At 71.0% G+C, this 19,536-nt stretch carries 17 protein-coding genes; 13 read left to right on the top strand and 4 right to left on the bottom strand.

Annotated elements, in window-relative coordinates; translation table 11 throughout:
• Window positions 1–141 precede the first annotated feature (141 nt).
• From ftsZ to LMU33_RS24190, 6 genes are all read left to right on the top strand, one after another.
• Complete coding sequence (gene ftsZ / locus LMU33_RS24215) at window positions 142–1,353, top strand: cell division protein FtsZ (protein ID WP_228622716.1); 1,212 nt, start codon at window positions 142–144, stop codon at window positions 1,351–1,353.
• On the top strand, window positions 1,350–2,114 hold the full coding sequence (gene pgeF, locus LMU33_RS24210) for a peptidoglycan editing factor PgeF (RefSeq protein WP_228622715.1): 765 nt from the start codon (window positions 1,350–1,352) through the stop codon (window positions 2,112–2,114). The genes ftsZ and pgeF overlap by 4 nt, the downstream gene beginning before the upstream one ends.
• 6 nt (window positions 2,115–2,120) lie before the next feature.
• Complete coding sequence (locus tag LMU33_RS24205; RefSeq protein WP_228622714.1) at window positions 2,121–2,840, top strand: YggS family pyridoxal phosphate-dependent enzyme; 720 nt, start codon at window positions 2,121–2,123, stop codon at window positions 2,838–2,840.
• Between the two features lie 129 nt (window positions 2,841–2,969).
• A complete protein-coding gene (locus tag LMU33_RS24200; protein ID WP_228622713.1) occupies window positions 2,970–3,611 on the top strand; it encodes a cell division protein SepF in 642 nt (213 codons plus the stop codon).
• A 61-nt stretch (window positions 3,612–3,672) separates the two neighbouring features.
• The gene (locus LMU33_RS24195; protein ID WP_055707297.1) at window positions 3,673–3,960 is read left to right on the top strand and encodes a YggT family protein; all 288 of its coding nucleotides are present in this window, start codon (window positions 3,673–3,675) and stop codon (window positions 3,958–3,960) included.
• Window positions 3,961–4,015: 55 nt separating this feature from the next.
• Complete coding sequence (locus LMU33_RS24190; protein WP_228622712.1) at window positions 4,016–5,197, top strand: DivIVA domain-containing protein; 1,182 nt, start codon at window positions 4,016–4,018, stop codon at window positions 5,195–5,197.
• 606 nt (window positions 5,198–5,803) lie between these two features.
• On the opposite strand, the gene ileS is transcribed toward LMU33_RS24190, so the two are convergent.
• On the bottom strand, window positions 5,804–8,947 hold the full coding sequence (gene ileS / locus LMU33_RS24185) for an isoleucine--tRNA ligase (protein WP_228622711.1): 3,144 nt from the start codon (window positions 8,945–8,947) through the stop codon (window positions 5,804–5,806).
• A 605-nt stretch (window positions 8,948–9,552) separates the two neighbouring features.
• Between ileS and LMU33_RS24180 the strand changes: the two genes are divergently transcribed.
• From LMU33_RS24180 to LMU33_RS24155, 6 genes are all read left to right on the top strand, one after another.
• Window positions 9,553–10,809 (top strand): TraR/DksA C4-type zinc finger protein, encoded by a 1,257-nt coding sequence (locus tag LMU33_RS24180; protein WP_228622710.1) that lies wholly within the window; start codon window positions 9,553–9,555, stop codon window positions 10,807–10,809.
• A 59-nt stretch (window positions 10,810–10,868) separates the two neighbouring features.
• Window positions 10,869–11,504 (top strand): signal peptidase II, encoded by a 636-nt coding sequence (gene lspA, locus LMU33_RS24175; protein ID WP_228622709.1) that lies wholly within the window; start codon window positions 10,869–10,871, stop codon window positions 11,502–11,504.
• A gap of 73 nt (window positions 11,505–11,577) precedes the next feature.
• Entirely contained in the window at window positions 11,578–12,522 is a 945-nt protein-coding gene (locus tag LMU33_RS24170) for an RluA family pseudouridine synthase (RefSeq protein ID WP_228622708.1), read from the top strand.
• Window positions 12,519–12,986 (top strand): GNAT family N-acetyltransferase, encoded by a 468-nt coding sequence (locus LMU33_RS24165; protein WP_228622707.1) that lies wholly within the window; start codon window positions 12,519–12,521, stop codon window positions 12,984–12,986. The genes LMU33_RS24170 and LMU33_RS24165 overlap by 4 nt, the downstream gene beginning before the upstream one ends.
• A gap of 96 nt (window positions 12,987–13,082) precedes the next feature.
• Window positions 13,083–14,669: a Na+/H+ antiporter gene (locus LMU33_RS24160; protein ID WP_228622706.1), complete on the top strand. Its 1,587-nt coding sequence runs from the start codon at window positions 13,083–13,085 to the stop codon at window positions 14,667–14,669.
• A gap of 118 nt (window positions 14,670–14,787) precedes the next feature.
• Window positions 14,788–15,528 carry an SDR family NAD(P)-dependent oxidoreductase gene (locus tag LMU33_RS24155; protein WP_228622705.1) on the top strand — a complete coding sequence of 247 codons (741 nt, stop codon included), beginning with the start codon at window positions 14,788–14,790 and terminating at the stop codon, window positions 15,526–15,528.
• On the opposite strand, the gene LMU33_RS24150 is transcribed toward LMU33_RS24155, so the two are convergent.
• Entirely contained in the window at window positions 15,484–16,572 is a 1,089-nt protein-coding gene (locus tag LMU33_RS24150) for a mechanosensitive ion channel family protein (protein ID WP_228622704.1), read from the bottom strand. The two genes, LMU33_RS24155 and LMU33_RS24150, sit on opposite strands and share 45 nt — an antisense overlap.
• Before the next feature lie 104 nt (window positions 16,573–16,676).
• Here LMU33_RS24150 and LMU33_RS24145 point away from each other — a divergent pair, with 104 nt between their 5' ends.
• Window positions 16,677–17,255, top strand: coding sequence for a dienelactone hydrolase family protein (locus tag LMU33_RS24145; RefSeq protein ID WP_228622703.1), 579 nt, complete (start codon window positions 16,677–16,679; stop codon window positions 17,253–17,255).
• Between the two features lie 84 nt (window positions 17,256–17,339).
• Here the strand turns inward: LMU33_RS24145 and LMU33_RS24140 are convergent, their stop codons facing one another.
• Window positions 17,340–17,690 (bottom strand): hypothetical protein, encoded by a 351-nt coding sequence (locus LMU33_RS24140; protein WP_228622702.1) that lies wholly within the window; start codon window positions 17,688–17,690, stop codon window positions 17,340–17,342.
• 97 nt (window positions 17,691–17,787) lie between these two features.
• Window positions 17,788–19,458 (bottom strand): alkaline phosphatase D family protein, encoded by a 1,671-nt coding sequence (locus LMU33_RS24135; protein ID WP_228622701.1) that lies wholly within the window; start codon window positions 19,456–19,458, stop codon window positions 17,788–17,790.
• Window positions 19,459–19,536: the final 78 nt, after the last annotated feature.

The following is a 19,536-nucleotide window of genomic DNA, read 5'->3' as shown; positions in this document are numbered from 1 at the left end:
GGGAACAGACACACTGGTAACCCTAAACTTCAGGGTTAGGGTTCGGGTCGGCGTTACGGACCGTCCCATTCGGCATCCGTCGTCCCGGCGCGGGGCACCGCACGGCGGCGACAACGTAATTCGAGGCGAGAGGCCTTCGACGTGGCAGCACCGCAGAACTACCTCGCAGTCATCAAGGTCATCGGTGTCGGCGGCGGTGGTGTCAATGCCATCAACCGGATGATCGAGGTCGGTCTCAAGGGTGTCGAGTTCATCGCCATCAACACCGACGCACAGGCGCTGTTGATGAGCGACGCCGACGTCAAGCTCGACGTCGGCCGCGAACTCACCCGCGGACTCGGCGCCGGAGCCAACCCGGCCGTCGGCCGCAAGGCCGCCGAGGACCACCGCGAGGAGATCGAGGAGGTCCTCAAGGGGGCCGACATGGTCTTCGTGACGGCCGGTGAAGGCGGCGGCACCGGCACCGGCGGCGCGCCCGTCGTGGCCAACATCGCGCGCTCGCTGGGCGCCCTGACCATCGGCGTGGTGACGCGCCCGTTCACCTTCGAGGGACGGCGCCGCGCGAACCAGGCCGAGGACGGCATCGCCGAACTGCGCGAAGAGGTCGACACCCTGATCGTCATCCCCAACGACCGGCTGCTGTCCATCTCGGACCGCCAGGTCTCGGTCCTGGACGCCTTCAAGTCCGCCGACCAGGTCCTGCTCTCCGGTGTCCAGGGCATCACCGACCTCATCACCACCCCCGGCCTGATCAACCTCGACTTCGCCGATGTGAAGTCGGTCATGTCCGAGGCCGGTTCGGCCCTCATGGGCATCGGCTCGGCCCGCGGCGACGACCGCGCGGTGGCCGCGGCCGAGATGGCCATCTCCTCGCCGCTGCTGGAGGCGTCCATCGACGGCGCCCGCGGCGTGCTGCTCTCCATCTCCGGCGGCTCCGACCTGGGCCTGTTCGAGATCAACGAGGCCGCCCAGCTGGTCAGCGAGGCCGCCCACCCCGAGGCCAACATCATCTTCGGCGCGGTCATCGACGACGCCCTCGGCGACGAGGTCCGGGTCACCGTGATCGCGGCCGGCTTCGACGGCGGCCAGCCCCCGGCCCGCCGGGACAACGTCCTCGGCTCGGCCTCGGCCTCGGCGGGCTCCCGCCGCGACGAGCCCGCTCCGGCCCGGCCGAGCGAGCCCAGCCGTCCGTCCTTCGGCTCGCTGGGCAGCGTCAAGCCCAAGGAGGAGCCGGAGCCGGCGCCCGAGCCGGTGGCCGACATCCCGGCCGCCCCGCCGGTGACGCCGGCGCCCCGCACCTCCTACGCGGACAGCGCGGCCGAGGAGCTGGACGTGCCGGACTTCCTCAAGTGATAGGAACGCGCGAGGACGTGAGCGGCGCGCACTTCGCCTTCACCGACCGGTGGGGCGGGGTGAGCGCCGCTCCGTATGAGGAGCTGAACCTCGGCGGCGCGGTGGGCGACGACCCGGAGTCCGTACGGGCCAACCGGGACATCGCGGCCAAGTCGCTCGGCCTCGATCCGGGCCGGGTCGTCTGGATGAACCAGGTGCACGGCGCCGAGGTGGCCGTCGTGGACGAGCCCTGGGGAGTGGGGGTCCCCCCGCTCGAGCGAAGTCGAGAGTGGGGGAGTCCGGTGCCGGAGGTCGACGCGATCGTGACCGCCCGCCGCGGACTCGCCCTCGCCGTCCTCACCGCCGACTGCGTGCCGGTGCTGCTGGCCGATCCCGTCGCCGGGGTCGTGGCGGCGGTGCACGCGGGCCGGCCCGGCATGGTCAAGGGCGTCGTCCCGGCCGCCGTACGGGCCATGGCCGAACTCGGCGCCGAGCCGGGCCGGATCGTCGCCCGCACGGGCCCGGCCGTGTGCGGGCGGTGCTACGAAGTGCCGGAGGCGATGCGCGCCGAGGTGGCGGCCGTCGAGCCGGCGGCGCACGCTGAGACGGGCTGGGGCACGCCGGCGGTCGACGTGAGCGCCGGGGTGCACGCGCAGCTCGACCGGCTCGGGGTGTGCGACCGGGCGCAGTCGCCGGAGTGCACGCTGGAGTCGGGCGACCACTTCTCGTACCGCCGCGACCGCACCACCGGGCGGCTCGCGGGCTATGTCTGGCTGGACTGATGGGGCATGACGGACCGTAAGACCGAACTCGCCGGAAACCTGGCGAAAGTGGAGGAGCGCATCACCGCCGCGTGTGTGGCGGCCGGGCGCAAGCGGGAGGAGGTGACCCTCATCGTGGTCACCAAGACCTACCCGGCGAGCGATGTGCGGATCCTGTCGGAACTCGGTGTGCGCCATGTCGCCGAGAACCGTGACCAGGATGCGGCACCGAAGGCCGCGGCATGTGCGGACCTGCCCCTCAAATGGCACTTTGTCGGTCAGTTGCAGACCAACAAAGTCCGTTCCGTGGTCGGTTACGCGGATGTCGTGCAGTCCGTGGACCGTCCCAGGCTCGTCACGGCCCTGTCGAAGGAGGCCGTGCGGGCGGGGCGGGAGGTGGGCTGCCTCGTCCAGGTGGCGCTGGACGCGGGGGCGAGCGGCAGGGGCGAGCGCGGAGGCGTCGCGCCGGACGGAATCGAAGAGTTGGCCGACCTCATCGGCGAGGCTCCGGGACTGCGGCTCGACGGGCTGATGACCGTCGCTCCGCTCACCGGGGAGTACGCGGGACGCGAACAGGCGGCGTTTGAACGGCTCGTGGATTTGTCGACTGACCTGCGCCGAGCCCATCCGGCTGCAACCATGGTGTCAGCAGGGATGAGTGCGGACCTCGAACAGGCCGTGGCAGCCGGGGCGACACATGTGCGCGTCGGCACTGCGGTACTCGGAGTCCGCCCTAGGCTCGGGTAACGTCGCCAAGAAGTCGGACCACAGCAGAAAATATGGTCAATGTCCGTTAAAAGCGGGCACAACGACCTCGTGGATCGCGGGCACTTGGCAGTCGTCAGCCGATCCACCACAGAGCGGAGGACTCAGAGCATGGCCGGCGCGATGCGCAAGATGGCGGTCTACCTCGGCCTCGTGGAGGACGATGGGTACGACGGCCGCGGATTCGACCCCGACGACGACTTCGAGCCCGAGTTGGACCCGGAACCCGAGCGGGATCACCGACGGCATGAATCTTCACACCAATCGCACGGCGCACATCAGTCCCAAAGGGATGAAGAGGTGCGAATCGTGCAACCGCCCGCGCCGCGCGAGCCGGTGGCCCGTTCGACTGCACTCGCCGCGGAATCCGGACGTCCGGCGCGGATCGCGCCCGTGGCATCCATCACACAAGAACGTCAGTCCCTCGAGAAGAACGCACCGGTGATCATGCCCAAGGTTGTGTCCGAGCGAGAGCCTTACCGGATCACCACGCTTCACCCCCGGACCTACAACGAGGCCCGTACCATCGGGGAACACTTCCGTGAGGGCACCCCGGTGATCATGAATCTGACTGAGATGGATGACACAGACGCGAAGCGACTTGTCGACTTTGCGGCCGGTTTGGTGTTTGGTCTTCACGGCAGCATCGAGCGGGTGACGCAGAAGGTGTTCCTGTTGTCTCCTGCTAACGTCGATGTCACGGCGGAGGACAAGGCCCGCATCGCAGAGGGCGGGTTCTTCAACCAGAGCTGAGACGCAACAACCGGATCGAGGCTCGGAAGAGCATGGAACAGGGGAGAGGGAAGCGCAGGCCATGAGCGTGTTCGTCACGGTGGTCCACACCGCGCTGCTGGTGTTCCTCGCCGTGCTCATCTTCCGGCTGGTCATGGATTACGTGTTCCAGTTCGCCCGCTCGTGGCAACCCGGCAAGGCGATGGTGGTCGTACTGGAGGCCACCTACACTGTCACCGATCCACCGCTGAAGCTTCTGCGGCGGTTCATCCCGCCGCTGCGTCTCGGGGGCGTGGCGCTCGACCTGTCCTTCTTCGTACTGATGATCATCGTCTACATCCTCCTCTCCATCACGGGGAGCTTCATGTGATGAGGGTGGACGATACGGTCTTGCCGACTGCCGATGACTACGTTGAGGTGAAGAGATGCCGTTGACCCCCGAGGACGTGCGGAACAAGCAGTTCACGACCGTCCGCCTCCGAGAAGGCTATGACGAGGACGAGGTCGATGCCTTCCTCGACGAGGTCGAAGCCGAACTGACCCGTCTGCTCCGCGAGAACGAGGACCTGCGCGCCAAGCTGGCCGCGGCGACCCGTGCGGCCGCGCAGAACCAGCAGAACATGCGCAAGGGCCCGCCGGAGCAGGACCAGCAGCCGCACCCGCAGCAGCAGGGCATGCCCCAGCAGGGCATGCGAGGTCCCGGCGCTCCGGTGCCCGCCGGCATATCGGGCCCGCCGCAGCAGCAGATGGGCGGCCCCATGGGTGGCCCGCCCCAGCTGCCGAGCGGCGCCCCGCAGCTGCCCGCCGGTCCCGGCGGACAGGGCGGCCCGCAGGGTCCCGGCCCGATGGGCCAGGGTCCCATGGGTCAGGGCCCGATGGGTCAGGGCCCGATGGGTCAGGGTCCGATGGGCCAGGGCCCGATGGGCGGCCAGCCGCCCATGCAGCAGATGGGTGGCCCGATGGGCGGCCCCATGGGCGGTCCGATGGGCGGCCCCGGTCAGGGCCCCGGCGGCGACAGCGCCGCCCGAGTCCTCTCGCTGGCCCAGCAGACCGCCGACCAGGCGATCGCCGAGGCCCGCTCCGAGGCCAACAAGATCGTCGGCGAGGCCCGCAGCCGCGCCGAGGGTCTGGAGCGTGACGCCCGTGCCAAGGCCGACGCCCTGGAGCGGGACGCGCAGGAGAAGCACCGCGTCGCGATGGGCTCCCTGGAGTCCGCCCGCGCCACGCTGGAGCGCAAGGTCGAGGACCTGCGCGGCTTCGAGCGCGAGTACCGCACGCGCCTGAAGTCGTACCTCGAGTCCCAGCTGCGCCAGCTGGAGACCCAGGCCGACGACTCCCTGGCCCCGCCGCGCACCCCGGCCGCCGCGTCCCTGCCGCCGTCCCCGGCGCCCTCCATGGCACCGGCCGGCGCGAGCGCCCCGTCCTACGGCGGCAACCAGACGATGGGCGGCAACTCCGCTCCGTCCGGCCCGTCGTACGGCGGCCAGCAGCAGATGACGCCGGCCATGACCCAGCCGATGGCGCCGGTCCGCCCGCAGGGCCCGTCCCCGATGGGTCAGGCACCCTCGCCGATGCGCGGGTTCCTGATCGACGAGGACGACAACTGAGTACCGGGCACTAGTACGACAACGGCGTCGGCAGCGCTCAACGAGGGCGGGCCCCCTGGACTTCGGTCCCGGGGGCCCGCCCTTTTTACGCGGGTTGACGGAGGTGTCAGCGGCGGGTCGTAGCGTGCGGGGCCATGGGAGAACAGACGTCCTACGGCTTCGAGCGCGCGGACGCCGAGACCGCTGCACCGCCGGCAGGTGTGGGCGGGCGAGGTCCGGACGCAGCTCGCGGCGGCAGGGCTGCCGGTGCAGGCGGAGCGCATGGACGTGGCGGTGAGCGGCGGCGTCGAGGTGACCGTCGATCCCGGAGCCGACGAGGCGGACGGCGGGTACGTCGGCCGGCACCCGGCGCCCGTGCTGCGGACGGCCTCGATGCGGGCCGCGCAACGGCAGGACGCCCATGACCCGGCGCTGCGGGGGAGAGCCCGAACGACCTGGTGCCCGAGCAGCTGTACGTACTACGCCCCCCACCAGAGCCGCTGCTGCGACGGGTGGGCGCCGATGCCCTGCGCCGCACGGGCGAGGGCGGTGGCCTCCGACCGAACCCATGAGGAAGGGCCCGGCCTCCTCACCGGAGACCGGGCCCTTTCTCGAACCGCTCGGCGCTTACGCCTTCCGCAGCCGGAACGTGAGAGACAGCCCCTCGTCGGTGAACGGCTCACCGAAGCCGTCGTCGCCCTCGCCCTGCCCGAAGTCGGTCGCCAAGACCTCCTCGGCGATCAACTCGCTGTGCTCAGCCAGCGCAGCGACCACCGCGGGGTCGGTCGACACCCAGCGCAGCGCGATCCGGTCGGCCACGTCCAGACCGCTGTTCTTGCGGGCCTCCTGGATCAGCCGGATCGCGTCACGGGCCAGGCCCGCCTGCCGCAGCTCCTCGGTGATCTCCAGGTCCAGCGCCACCGTGGCACCGGAGTCGGAGGCCACCGACCAGCCCTCGCGCGGGGTCTCGGTGATGATCACCTCGTCGGGAGCGAGGGTCACCGTCTCGCCGTCGACCTCCACCGAGGCCGTGCCCTCACGCAGCGCGAGGGACAGCGCGGCCGCGTCGGCAGCGGCGATCGCCCTGGCCACGTCCTGCACCCGCTTGCCGAACCGCTTGCCCAGCGCGCGGAAGTTGGCCTTGGCGGTGGTGTCCACCAGGCTGCCGCCCACCTCGGAGAGCGACGCCAGCGAGGAGACGTTCAGCTCCTCGGTGATCTGCGCGTGCAGCCCGGGGTCCAGGGACTCGAAGCCGGTCGCGGCGATCAGCGCGCGGGACAGCGGCTGACGCGTCTTGACGCCCGACTCCGCGCGCGTGGCGCGCCCCAGCTCCACCAGCCGGCGGACCAGGACCATCTGCTTCGACAGCTCGGGGTCGATGGAGGGCAGGTCCGCCTCCGGCCAGGAGGCCAGGTGCACGGACTCCGGCACGCCCGGGGTCACCGGCACGATCAGGTCCTGCCACACCCGCTCGGTGATGAACGGGGTGATCGGCGCCATCAGCCTGGTGACCGTCTCCAGCACCTCGTGCAGCGTGCGCAGCGCGGCCTTGTCGCCCTGCCAGAAGCGGCGCCGGGAACGGCGGACGTACCAGTTGGACAGGTCGTCGACGAACGCGGACAGCAGCTTGCCGGCGCGCTGGGTGTCGTACGCCTCCAGCGCCTGCGTCACCTGGTCGGTCAGCGCGTGCAGCTCCGACAGCAGCCAGCGGTCCAGCACCGGGCGCTCGGCCGGGGCCGGGTCGGCCGCGCTGGGCGCCCACTGGGACGTACGGGCGTACAGCGCCTGGAAGGCCACCGTGTTCCAGTACGTCAGCAGCGTCTTGCGGACGACCTCCTGGATGGTGCCGTGGCCGACCCGGCGGGCCGCCCACGGGGAGCCGCCGGCCGCCATGAACCAGCGCACCGCGTCCGCGCCGTGCTGGTCCATGAGCGGGATCGGCTGCAGGATGTTGCCCAGGTGCTTGGACATCTTGCGGCCGTCCTCGGCGAGGATGTGACCCAGGCAGACGACGTTCTCGTACGACGACTTGTCGAAGACGAGCGTGCCGACGGCCATCAGCGTGTAGAACCAGCCGCGGGTCTGGTCGATCGCCTCGGAGATGAACTGCGCCGGGTAGCGGCTCTCGAACAGCTCCTTGTTCTTGTACGGGTAGCCCCACTGCGCGAACGGCATCGAACCCGAGTCGTACCAGGCGTCGATGACCTCCGGCACGCGCGTGGCCGTCTTGCCGCAGCCGTCGTGACGGCAGGCGAAGGTGACGTCGTCGATGTACGGCCGGTGCGGGTCGAGGCCGGACTGGTCGGTGCCGGTCAGCTCGGTCAGCTCCGCGCGGGAGCCGACGCAGGTGAGGTGGTCGTCCTCACAGCGCCAGATCGGCAGCGGGGTGCCCCAGTAGCGGTTGCGGGACAGCGCCCAGTCGATGTTGTTGTTCAGCCAGTCGCCGAAGCGGCCGTGCTTGACCGTGTCCGGGAACCAGTTGGTCCTCTCGTTCTCCTGGATGAGACGGTCCTTGATCGCCGTGGTGCGGATGTACCAGGAGGGCTGCGCGTAGTAGAGCAGCGCGGTGTGGCAGCGCCAGCAGTGCGGGTAGCTGTGCTCGTACGCGACGTGCTTGAAGAGCAGGCCGCGCTGCTGGAGGTCCGCGGTGAGCTGTTCGTCCGCCTTCTTGAAGAAGACGCCGCCGACCAGCGGGACCTCCTCCTCGAAGGTGCCGTCCGGGCGGACCGGGTTCACCACCGGCAGGCCGTACGCCCGGCAGACCTTGAGGTCGTCCTCACCGAAGGCGGGGGACTGGTGGACCAGACCCGTACCGTCCTCGGTGGTCACGTAGTCGGCGTTCACCACGTAGTGGGCCGGCTCCGGGAACTCCACGAGCTCGAATGGACGTTGATACGTCCAGCGCTCCATCTCGGCGCCGGTGAAGGTCTGGCCCGTGCTCTCCCAGCCCTCGCCGAGCGCCTTGGCGAGCAGCGGCTCGGCGACGACGAGCTTCTCCTCGCCGTTGGTCGCGACGACGTAGGTGACCTCGGGGTGCGCGGCGACCGCCGTGTTGGACACCAGGGTCCAGGGGGTCGTCGTCCACACCAGGAGCGCGGCCTCGCCGGCCAGCGGACCGGAGGTGAGCGGGAAACGGACGTACACGGAGGGGTCGACGACCGTCTCGTAGCCCTGCGCCAGCTCGTGGTCGGACAGGCCGGTGCCACAGCGCGGGCACCAGGGCGCGACCCGGTGGTCCTGGACGAGGAGGCCCTTGCCGAAGATCTCCTTCAGCGACCACCAGACGGACTCCACGTACTCGGGGTCCATGGTCCGGTAGGCGTCGTCCAGGTCGACCCAGTAGCCCATGCGGGTCGTCAGCTCGGCGAAGGCGTCGGTGTGCCGGGTCACGGACTCGCGGCACTTGGCGTTGAACTCGGCGATGCCGTACGCCTCGATGTCCTGCTTGCCGGAGAAGCCCAGCTCCTTCTCCACGGCCAGCTCGACGGGCAGGCCGTGGCAGTCCCAGCCGGCCTTGCGGGCCACGTGGTAGCCGCGCATGGTGCGGAAGCGCGGGAAGACGTCCTTGAAGACGCGCGCCTCGATGTGGTGGGCGCCGGGCATGCCGTTGGCGGTGGGCGGGCCTTCGTAGAACACCCACTCCGGTCGGCCCCCGGACTGCTCCAGGCTCTTGGCGAAGATCTTCTGCTCGCGCCAGAAGTCGAGCACGGCGTGCTCAAGAGCGGGCAGGTCGACCTGTGCGGGCACCTGGCGGTACGTCGGCGCTGTCATCTGCGAGCATCCTCCAACGGACTTGCTGCCTTCCGTCGGAGGGACGAGAGCCTTCGATCCTGTCTACGCCGTGTGCGGCGCGCTCCCGCGGTACCACCCTCCTTGGCTCTCCGCCGCGCCGTACGCGCCGGGGAGCCCCCTCATTGGGGTCGCGAAGCCGGTTCTACTCGCCCTGGCCTGCTGGCTGCGGCTTTCTTCCGGCGGCTCCGGGGTGATCTTCACGTCGCGCTCGCCCCCGGGCTCACACCGTCCCCGGGTCGCTCTGGGCTGCGTACGCCGCTACTCGTTCCCATCCACGCTTTTCGCTCCGCCCAGTGTACGGCGCCGCGCGGACAGCGGCCGACCGGTTTTCCGCGCGGTGCGCCCGCCGCCCACGCGAGGGTCCGGGATGACCCGAATGGCCAGGGGGCAGGCGTACGGGTCCGCGCAGGCCGGGCGCGGCGGATTACCCGGCGGGGAGCTGGGCACAACGGATGCAGGCCCGCTGCGCGGGGGGTGCGGGCGGGCGAATCGGGCGGTGTGCCCCGTTGCCGCGGGACTCAAGTCGATTTATCGTCCCAGCACGATTCGCGAGCAACATCACAGTATGTGAAGGGGTCGCGGCCATGGTGGCGAAAAGGACCGCCGTACAGCAGCCGGCGACCGGTCGGCGCGGGGGCGCAGCCGCCTCCGGAGCTGCGGCTGCCTCCGGCGGCGAGGCCAAGGGAGCGGGCGGGACGAGGAGGGCGACCGGGGGGAGGGACGCGGAGCCGGCCGCGAGGAATGCGGTGCCGAGAGAGCCGACCGCGAAGGAGCTCGCCACGAAGGAGCCCGCCGGCAGGAGGACAGCGGCGAAGGAGCCGGCCGCCGAGGAGAAGGCCGCCAGGAGGTCCGCGGCCGGGGTGACGACGGCCGAGGAGGAGACGGCCGGCAAGAAGACGGCTGCCACGAGGACGGCCGCCGGGAAGACGGCTGCCAAGAAGTCCACGACAAAGAAGTCCACGACCAAGGAGCCGGCTGCCAAGAAGGCGGCCGCGAAGGAAGGAACGGCACCGAAGAAGGCCGTCGCCGAGAAGACGGCCGGTACTGCCGAGAGGGCGGCCGGCAAGGGGACCGCCGCCAAGGAGAAGCCGGGCAAGAAGGCCGTCGCCAAGAAGACGTCGGCCGAAAAGGCGGTCGCCGGTGACGTGGTCGAGGCGGCCCCGAAGAAGGCGGTGGCCAAGAAGGCCGGCGGGAAGAAGCCGGCGGCGAAGGGAGCGGTGCAGGAGACGGCCGTCAAGAAGGCGTCGGCCGGGAAGGCCGGCGGCAGGAAGGCGGCCGCGGGAGGCGTCTCCGCGGAGGCGGCCGACACGAGCAGGGCCAAGAAAGCGGGCGCGGCGCGGGCCGCGAAGCAGACGGGAGCCACGACAGTGGTTGCGAAGAAGACTCCTGGCACGGCCACGGCGGAGACCGCCGTTCCCAAGGCACGGGTCGCCGCGGCGGAGCCCGGCGAGCTGGCGGTGCGCCCCGGCGAGGACCCCTGGACCCCGGAAGAGGTCGCGGAGGCCCGTGCCGAGCTGCTGTCCGAGGTGGAGCGGCTGCGCGCCGAGATCAGCTCCTCCGAGGCGTCCCTCGCGGGCCTGATGCGGGACTCCGGGGACGGCGCGGGAGACGACCAGGCCGACACCGGCACCAAGAACATCACGCGCGAGCACGAGCTGGCGCTCGCCGCCAACGCGCGCGAGATGCTGGTCCAGAACGAGCACGCACTGGAGCGGCTGGACGCGGGCACCTACGGCCTGTGCGAGAACTGCGGCAACCCCATCGGCAAGGCCCGGATGCAGGCCTTCCCCCGGGCCACGCTGTGCGTCGAGTGCAAGCAGAAGCAGGAACGCCGCTCCTGACTGTGCGGGGCCGTGCCGTAGTCTCGTCCTCAGTCAGGCACCTAGGTTGAGGGACTCACGTGGCAGAGGCGGAGCGCATCATCGGTACGCCGGACACCCCGGACGACGGCGGCGAGCAGGCGGCGGCCGCAGGGGCCGCCGGCTCCGGCGCAGCCACCCCGGCCGCCGCGTCCGGCACGGGCGAGCAGCAGTCCCCGCCCCGGGGCCCGCGTGGGCGCCGGATCGCCCTGCTGTTCGCTGTGGCCGCGTTCGCGTACTCCCTCGACCTGATCAGCAAGCTGCTGGTGGTCGCCAAGCTGGAGGGCCGCGAGCCGATCAGGCTCGTCGGGGACTGGCTGGAGCTGAACGCCACCCGCAACCCCGGCGCGGCCTTCGGCTTCGGCGCGGCCTTCACGATCATCTTCACCCTGATCGCCGCGGCCGTGATCGTGGTGATCATCCGCCTGGCCCGCAAGCTCTACAGCTATCCCTGGGCCATCGCGCTCGGCCTGCTGCTCGGCGGCGCCCTCGGCAACCTGACCGACCGGATCTTCCGGTCGCCCGGGGTGTTCGAGGGCAAGGTCGTGGACTTCATCGCGCCCAAGGGCTTCGCCGTGTTCAACCTGGCCGACTCGGCCATCGTGTGCGGCGGCATCCTGATCGTCCTGCTGTCCTTCCGGGGCCTGGACCCGGACGGCACGGTCCACAAGGACTGAGACCACCTTCCTCCACAGGCGGTTTTCCACAGGCTCGTGCGGGCCGGTTCCACCCGTCCGGCATACTCGACGGGTGAGCACGCTTCCCGAGATCCGTACCCTGCCCGTGCCCGACGGCCTGGAGGGCGAGCGCGTCGACGCCGCCATCTCCCGCATGTTCGGCTTCTCCCGCACCAAGGCGGCGGAGCTGGCCGCCGCCGGCAAGGTCCAGGTCGACGGCTCGGTGGTCGGCAAGTCCGAGCGCGTGAGCGGCGGCGCCTGGCTCGAGGTCGAGATGCCGCAGGCGCCCGCGCCGGTGCAGGTGGTCGCCGAGCCGGTCGAGGGCATGGAGATCGTGCACGACGACGAGGACGTGGTCGTGATCGTCAAGCCGGTCGGCGTGGCCGCGCATCCGTCGCCGGGCTGGAGCGGCCCGACCGTCATCGGCGGTCTCGCCGCCGCCGGGTACCGGATCTCCACCTCCGGAGCCGCAGAGCGCCAGGGCATCGTGCACCGCCTGGACGTCGGCACCTCCGGCCTGATGGTGGTCGCCAAGTCGGAGCGGGCGTACACCTCGCTCAAGCGCCAGTTCAAGGAGCGCACGGTCGACAAGCGCTACCACACCCTGGTCCAGGGCCACCCGGACCCGACGAGCGGCACCATCGACGCGCCCATCGGCCGCCACCCGAACCACGACTACAAGTGGGCGGTCACGGCCGACGGCAAGCCCTCCGTCACGCACTACGACCTCATCGAGGCCTTCCGCGCCGCCTCCCTGCTGGACGTGAAGCTGGAGACCGGCCGCACCCACCAGATCCGCGTCCACATGTCCGCCCACCGCCACCCCTGCGTCGGCGACCTCACCTACGGCGCCGACCCGACCCTCGCCAAGCGGCTGCGCCTGACCCGCCAGTGGCTGCACGCCGTGCGCCTCGGCTTCGAGCACCCCGGGGACGGCCAGTGGGCGGAGTTCGAGAGCGCCTACCCCGAGGACCTGCAGAAGGCCCTCGACCAGGTCCGCGAGGAGACGTACGCGTGAGCGTGCCGTACACCGTCCGGCTCGCCGAGGACCCCGCCGACCGCGAGGCCTGCTTCGCGGTCCGCAAGGAGGTCTTCGTCGTCGAACAGGGCGTCGACGAGACCATCGAGTACGACGCCTACGACGCGGTCGCCGTGCATGTGCTGGCGATCCGCGAGGACGGTGTGCCGCTCGGCACCGGCCGGCTGCTGCACGGCGAGGCCGCGGCGGCGAAGACCGGCGCGGACGCCTCGGTGGGCTCCCTGGGACGGCTCGCCGTCGTCCGGGAGGCCCGCGGGCTCGGCGTCGGCGTGGCCCTGGTGCGGGCCATCGAGGACGCGGCACGCGCGCGTGGCCTCACCGCGGTGGACCTGCACGCACAAACCCACGCGCTCGGCTTCTACGAGCGGCTCGGCTACGCGGCGTACGGCCCGGAGTTCCCGGACGCCGGCATCCCGCACCGGGCGATGCGCCGCGCCCTGTAGGCCTTCGCGTCGCGCCGCCTCGGCGGCGGGCGTTGCCGCCGGTCGGATGGCAGGCTTGAGGCCTGCTGTGTGATCGTCGACCCCGGAGCGCCGGCCGTGGATCAGTTGGCTCTGTTGTTCGTCCTGCTGCTCGGGGCCCTGGTGAGCGTCCCGGTCGGGGACCGGCTCAAGGTGCCGGCGCCGGTGCTGATGACCCTGTTCGGCGGTGCTCTCGCGGTGGCCGACTTCGTGCCCAACGTGAACATCCCGCCCGAGCTGATCCTGCCCGGGCTGCTCCCGCCGCTGCTCTACGCCGCCGTACGGCGCACCTCCTGGCGGCAGTTCGCGGCCAACGTCCGCCCGATCCTCCTGCTGGCCGTCGCGCTGGTGCTCGTCACGATGGTGTGCGTGGCGTTCGTCGCCAACGCGATCGTGCCGGGGCTGCCCATCGCCGCCGCCTTCACGCTCGGCGCGCTGATCGCCCCGCCCGACCCGGTCGCCGCGACCAGCGTCGCCGGGCAGCTCGGGCTGCCGCGCCGCCTGGTGTCGATCCTGGAGGGCGAGGGGCTCTTCAACGACGTCACCGCCATCGTGCTGTACCACGTGGCGGTCGCCGCGGTCGTCAGCGGCTCCTTCTCCGCGTGGCAGGCCGGCCTCGACCTCGTGCTGTCCGCCGTCGTCGCGCTGGCCGTGGGCCTGGGGCTCGGCTGGGGCGCGAACAAGGTCATGGACCTGCTGGGCGATCCGACCCTGCAGATCGGCATGACCCTGCTGGTGCCGTACGCCTCCTATGTGCTCGCCGAGAAGCTGCACGGCTCGGGGGTGCTCGCGGTGCTCACCACGGCGCTGTTCCTCGCCGAGTACGCCACGGACGCCGATGACGTGATGACCCGGCTCGCCGGGCACACCTTCTGGGACATCATCGACACCCTGGTCACGGGCGTGGCGTTCGGGCTCATCGGCCTGGAGCTGCACAACGCCATCCGCACGGCCCAGGGACGCTGGGGCGAGCTGCTGGGCTGGGCCGCCACCGTGGCGGGCGTGGTGATCGTCGTACGGCTGGTGTGGCTGCTGCCGGCGACCTGGCTGACCAAGCGGCTGCACGCGCGGCGCGACTACGACGAGGAGATCCCGGTCAGCTGGCGGGAGACCGTCGTGATGTGGTGGTCCGGAATGCGCGGGGTGGCCTCGGTGGCGCTGGCGCTGGCCATCCCGCTGAGGACCGACGCCGGCTCCCCGTTCCCCGACCGGGACGAGATCGTCTTCATCGCCTTCGGGGTCATCATCGTCACGCTGGTCCTGCAGGGGCTCACACTGCCGTCCCTCGTGCGACGGCTCGGGGTGCGGGCCGACTCCGAACGGGAGAAGGAGTTCGAGAAGGAGCTGGCGGTGCGGGCCGCGAAGGCGGCCAAGCGCAGGCTGCGGGAGATCGAGCAGGTGGAGGACCTGCCCGAGGAGCTGTCCGAGCAGATGCTGCGCCGGGCCTTCGACATCGGGATCCGGATCAGTCCCGACATGGGGGAGGAGGAGCGGCGCGAGGCGCAGCACCAGCGGGTCAGGCGGCTGAGGCGGGTCCGGAACATCCAGAACGAGATGCTGAGCGCGGCGCGGCACGAGGTCCTGGCGGCGCGGAGCGAGCCGGGAGCGGATCCGGAGATCGTGGACCGGGTGCTCAGGCATCTCGATGTGCGCAGTCTGCGGTGACCCCTGTGGATGAACGGCCCTGTGGATGAACGGCCACAGTGCGCGAATAGTCGTACAAACATGCCGAACCTGTGGATGAATCCCGGCACCTTCGGCGGTTCGCTCCTACTCTCGGATCATGACTCGCAACATCGTGATCAGTGGTGGCGGTACGGGCATCGGGCTGGCGGCGGCGCAGACGTTCGCGGCGGACGGCGACCGGGTGCTGTTGCTGGGGCGGCGCGCGGAGGTGCTGGAGAAGGCCGCGGTGCCCGGGGCGCTCACTTGTGCGGCAGACCTCTCCGAGCCCGATCAGGTACGGCGCGTGGCCCGGTTCGTCGCCGACGAGCTCGGCACGGTGGACGTTCTCGTGCACGGTGCGGGCGGCGCAGGGCAGCTGGAGCCGCCGGCCGACAGCGACGACCCGCTGGACCGGGTGGCCCACGACTGGACCGTCAACTTCCGGCAGAACGCGCTGACGGCCGCGCTCCTGACCGAGGCGCTGAAGGACCGCCTCGCCGAGCCCGGCGGGCGGGTGCTGTTCATCTCGTCCATCGCCGCCTACCGGGGTTCGGGCAGCGGCGCCTACGCGGCGGCCAAGGCCGGGCTGCATCCCTACGCTCACGACCTGGCCCGGCAGCTGGGACCGCGCGGCATCACCGTGAACGTGGTCGCGCCGGGGTTCGTCGAGGACACCGAGTTCTTTGGGGACACCATGGACGAGGCCCGGCGGGCACGGCTCGTCGCCGACACGCTCACCGGCCGCGCCGGGATACCGGGAGACGTGGCCGCGACCCTGCACTGGCTGGCCTCGCCCGGCGCCGCGCACGTCACCTCACAGGTCATCCAGGTCAACGGCGGTGCGGAGCGCGGACACTGACGGGCTCCGCGGGGGCCGCACCGCATCGGCGGTGTTGACCCGGGGCAGCGCGTAGGGGTGCTCCGCCGCCAGCCAGGTGATCATCTGCTCGCGGACCGTGACCCGTATCGTCCAGATGTCGTCGGAGTCCTTCGCGGTCATCAGGGCCCGCACCTCGACGGTGTTCGGGGTGCTGTCCGTCATCACGAGGCCGTAGGCGCGCCCGTCCCAGGCAGGGCTCTCGCGCAGGATGTCGCGCAGCTTCTCGCGCATCGCCTCGATGGGCGCGCTGTGGTCGAGGTGCCAGAAGACGGTCCCGGTCATCTGCGGGGTGCCCCGCGACCAGTTCTCGAAGGGTTTGGAGGTGAAGTACGACACCGGCATGGTGATCCGCCGCTCGTCCCAGGTCCGTACCGTCAGAAAGGTCAGGGTGATCTCCTCGACCGTGCCCCACTCGCCGTCCACGACGACCGTGTCACCGATGCGCACCATGTCGCCGAAGGCGATCTGCAGCCCGGCGAAGATGTTCGACAGGGTCGACTGGGCGGCGACACCGGCCACGATGCCGAGGATGCCCGCCGAGGCCAGCAGCGAGGCTCCGGCCGCGCGCATCGCCGGGAACGTCAGCAGCATGGAGGCGATCGCCACGACGATGACGATCGCGGACACCACCCGCATGATCAGCTCCACCTGGGTGCGCACCCTGCGCACCCGGGCGGGATCCCGGTGCGCGCGGGCGTAGCGGCTGTAGGTGGTCTCGACGATCGCCGCGGCGATCCGTATCACCAGCCAGGCGGCGGAGCCGATCAGCACCAGCGTCAGCGCCCGGCCGATGCCGACCTGGTGCTGCTCCAGCAGCTTGGCCTGGTCGTAGGACCCGCGGAGCAGGGCGGCGCACAGTACGAGCTGGTAGGGGATGCGGCCGCGGCGCAGCAGCTCCCACAGCGGCGAGTCGTGGTCGCGTTGGTCGGCCTTGCGCAGCAGTCGGTCGGTGGCCCAGCCGATCGCAAGCGTGAGCAGCACCGAGCCGCCGATCACGATCACAGGGCGGACTAGGTTCTCCATGCCTGCGCTCCTAACCGGCGCCACGCGGGCATGAACATGTGAGTTCTGCGTGTTCCCGGGTACGGGGGCGCCGGCGGTGTCGCACCGGCTGGCACCATGGCCTCATGAACATCATGCTTTTTCACTCGACCTACGGCCTCAGGCCCGCGGTGCGCGAGGCCGCGGACCGGCTGCGCGCAGCCGGCCACGAGGTGTGGACGCCGGACCTCTTCGAGGGGCGCACGTTCGACACCGTCGAGGAGGGCATGGAGTTCAATGAGTCGATCGGCAAGGAGGAGTTGCTGAAGCGGGCCGTGCTGGCGGCGGCGCCCTACTCGGACCGAGGGCTGGTGTACGCCGGGTTCTCGCTCGGCGCCTCGATCGCCCAGACCCTCGCCCTCGGCGACGACAAGGCGCGCGGGCTGCTGCTCCTGCACGGCACGTCGGACATCGCGCCGACGGCGCACGTGGACGAGTTGCCGGTGCAGCTGCATGTGGCCGAGCCGGACCCGTTCGAGACGGACGACTGGCTGACCGCCTGGTATCTGCAGATGGGCCGGGCCGGAGCCGACGTGGAGGTCTACCGCTACGCCGGCGCCGGGCACCTCTACACCGACCCCGGGCTGCCGGACTACGACGCCGAGGCCGCCGAGGCCACCTGGCGGGTGGCGCTCGGCTTCCTCGACGGTCTGCAGACGGCGTAGGGACGGGCCGGCCCGGGCCGTGCGCGCACGGCCCGGGCCGAGTGCCCGGCTGCGGCTGCCGGCGCTGTGCCGGTGCCGGGAGCCTCAGCCCGGGAAGCACTCCTTGGGCGGGTAGACCAGCGACTGGAAGTGCCCGGACCACACCCAGGCCGTCGGCTGGGAGTCGTAGATCCTGAACCACCGGGCGCCCGAAGGGGTCTTGGTGGTCGAGCACTGGATCCGCAGGGTGGTCCCGAACCGCTCCGTGCCGTACCGGTGCGAGGAGTCCCTGGGCTCGGCGTATATCGGTGCGCCGTTGTGGTCCAGCACGGTCAGATTGACGAACGCGGGTGCTGCCGAGGCCTCCTGCGCCTGAGCGACGGAGGCGAGTCCGGCGAGGGTCATGGCAGCCGCGAGCGTCGCGGTCTTCTTCAGGGCACCGTGGGGGGTGGCCATATGTCTCCCATCACGGTCATGGTGACGGTCTGTCACCTACACCGTCTGACGTAGGAATTCCGCCGAGGGTTGCCTCCGGACCAGCAGGAACGGACGGCTACACCGGGTCGTAGGTCCGCTCGACCTTCTGCGTGCCGCTGCGGGTGCGGTAGGAGCGCACCCACTTGGAGGTCGCGCTCGGGTCCGTGCGGTCGGAGAGGACGTAGTAGTCCATCTGCGCCCGGTCGTCGGTGATGTCGAGCACGCCGTAGCCGTGCCGGTCGGTGTCCACCCAGTGGACGTGCCGGTTGGCGGCCTCGATGAGCGGCGCGGCGACCGCGGACACCACGCCCTCGGGCACCTTGACGATGTCGTCGAGGTTGTCGGAGGTCACCGAGGTGATGACGAACTCGGTGGCCGCCGACGGCGACAGCGGGTAGGTGCCCGCGTCCACCGGCACGTCGTTGGCCCAGGACATGTGGATGTCGCCGGTCAGGAAGACGGTGTTGCCGATGGCGTTCGAGCGCAGGTGGTCCAGGAGTTCGCGGCGGTCGTGGGTGTAGCCGTCCCACTGGTCGGTGTTGACGCCGATGCCGTCCTGCGGCAGGCCGAGCAGCTTGGCGAGCGGCTTGAGCAGGTCGGCGGTGAGGGAGCCGATCACGAACGGCGCGATCATCACCGAGTTGCCGACCAGCCGCCACTTGGTGTCGGAGGCCTTGAGCCCCGCCTTCAGCCAGTCGAGCTGGGCCCGGCCGGTGATCGTCCGGTTCGGGTCGTCCACCGAGCCGCTGCCGGCGGACGCCTGCTGGGAGCGGAAGGAGCGCAGGTCCAGCAGGGACAGGTCGGCGAGCCTGCCGAAGCGCAGCCGGCGGTAGGTGGTGCCCTCGATCGCGGTGCGGACCGGCATCCACTCGAAGTAGGCCTGCTTGGCGGCCGCCTTGCGGGCGGTCCAGGTGCCCTCGGCTCCCTCGGTGTGGTTGACCGCACCGCCCGACCAGGCGTTGTCGGCGAACTCGTGGTCGTCCCAGATCGCGATGACCGGCGCCTTCAGGTGCAGGGCCTGCAGATCGGGGTCGGTCTTGTACTTGCCGTGCCGGATCCGGTAGTCGGCGAGCGTGATGATCTCGTTGGCCGGCGCGTGCGGGCGGACGACCGTGCCGCGCGCCGCGTACTCGCCGGACTTGTACTCGTAGATGTAGTCGCCGAGATGCAGCCAGGCGTCCAGGTCGCCGCGGGCGGCGAGATGGCGGTAGGAGGCGAAGTAGCCGGCCTCCCAGTTGGCGCAGGTGACCACGCCGAAGCGCAAGGAGGGCACGTTCGCGTCCGCCGCGGGCGCGGTGCGGGTGCGCGCCAACGGGGAGTCGGTGCCGCCGGCCGAGAACCGGAACCAGTAGTCGGTCGCTGGCTCCAGGCCGCGGACGTCGGCCTTCACGGTGTGGTCGGAGGCCGCGGTCGCGGTGACGGAGCCCTTGGCGACGATGCCGGTGAACGCCTTGTCCCTGGCGACGACCCAGCTCACCTCGGTGTCCGGACCGACGCCCGAGCCGGGTGTCGCGTCCGGGGTCGGGGTCACCCGGGTCCACAGCAGGACCCCGTCGGGCAGCGGGTCACCGGAGGCGACACCGTGCAGGAAGGCGGGGGCCTGGTCTGCGGCGCGCGCCGGAAGGGAGGCGGCGAGCGGGCCGGCCAGGACAGCGGTCGCCGCCGCGGCCTTGACGACCGTACGGCGGCGGGGAGAGAGGGAAGCAAGGCCTTCAGTGGCCGAAAGTGATCTTTTTCGACTGGTCACGACCGATCAGGTTACTGACCGGTATGAGCCCAAGGGCGGGCGAACTCTCAATGTTCGCCCGCTCTTCACGGGAAGGTT

The sequence above is a fragment of the Streptomyces barringtoniae genome (assembly GCF_020819595.1).
GTDB lineage: Bacteria > Actinomycetota > Actinomycetes > Streptomycetales > Streptomycetaceae > Streptomyces > Streptomyces barringtoniae.
Note: the sequence above shows the minus strand (reverse complement) of the source record. Positions and strands in the feature narration are given on the sequence as shown.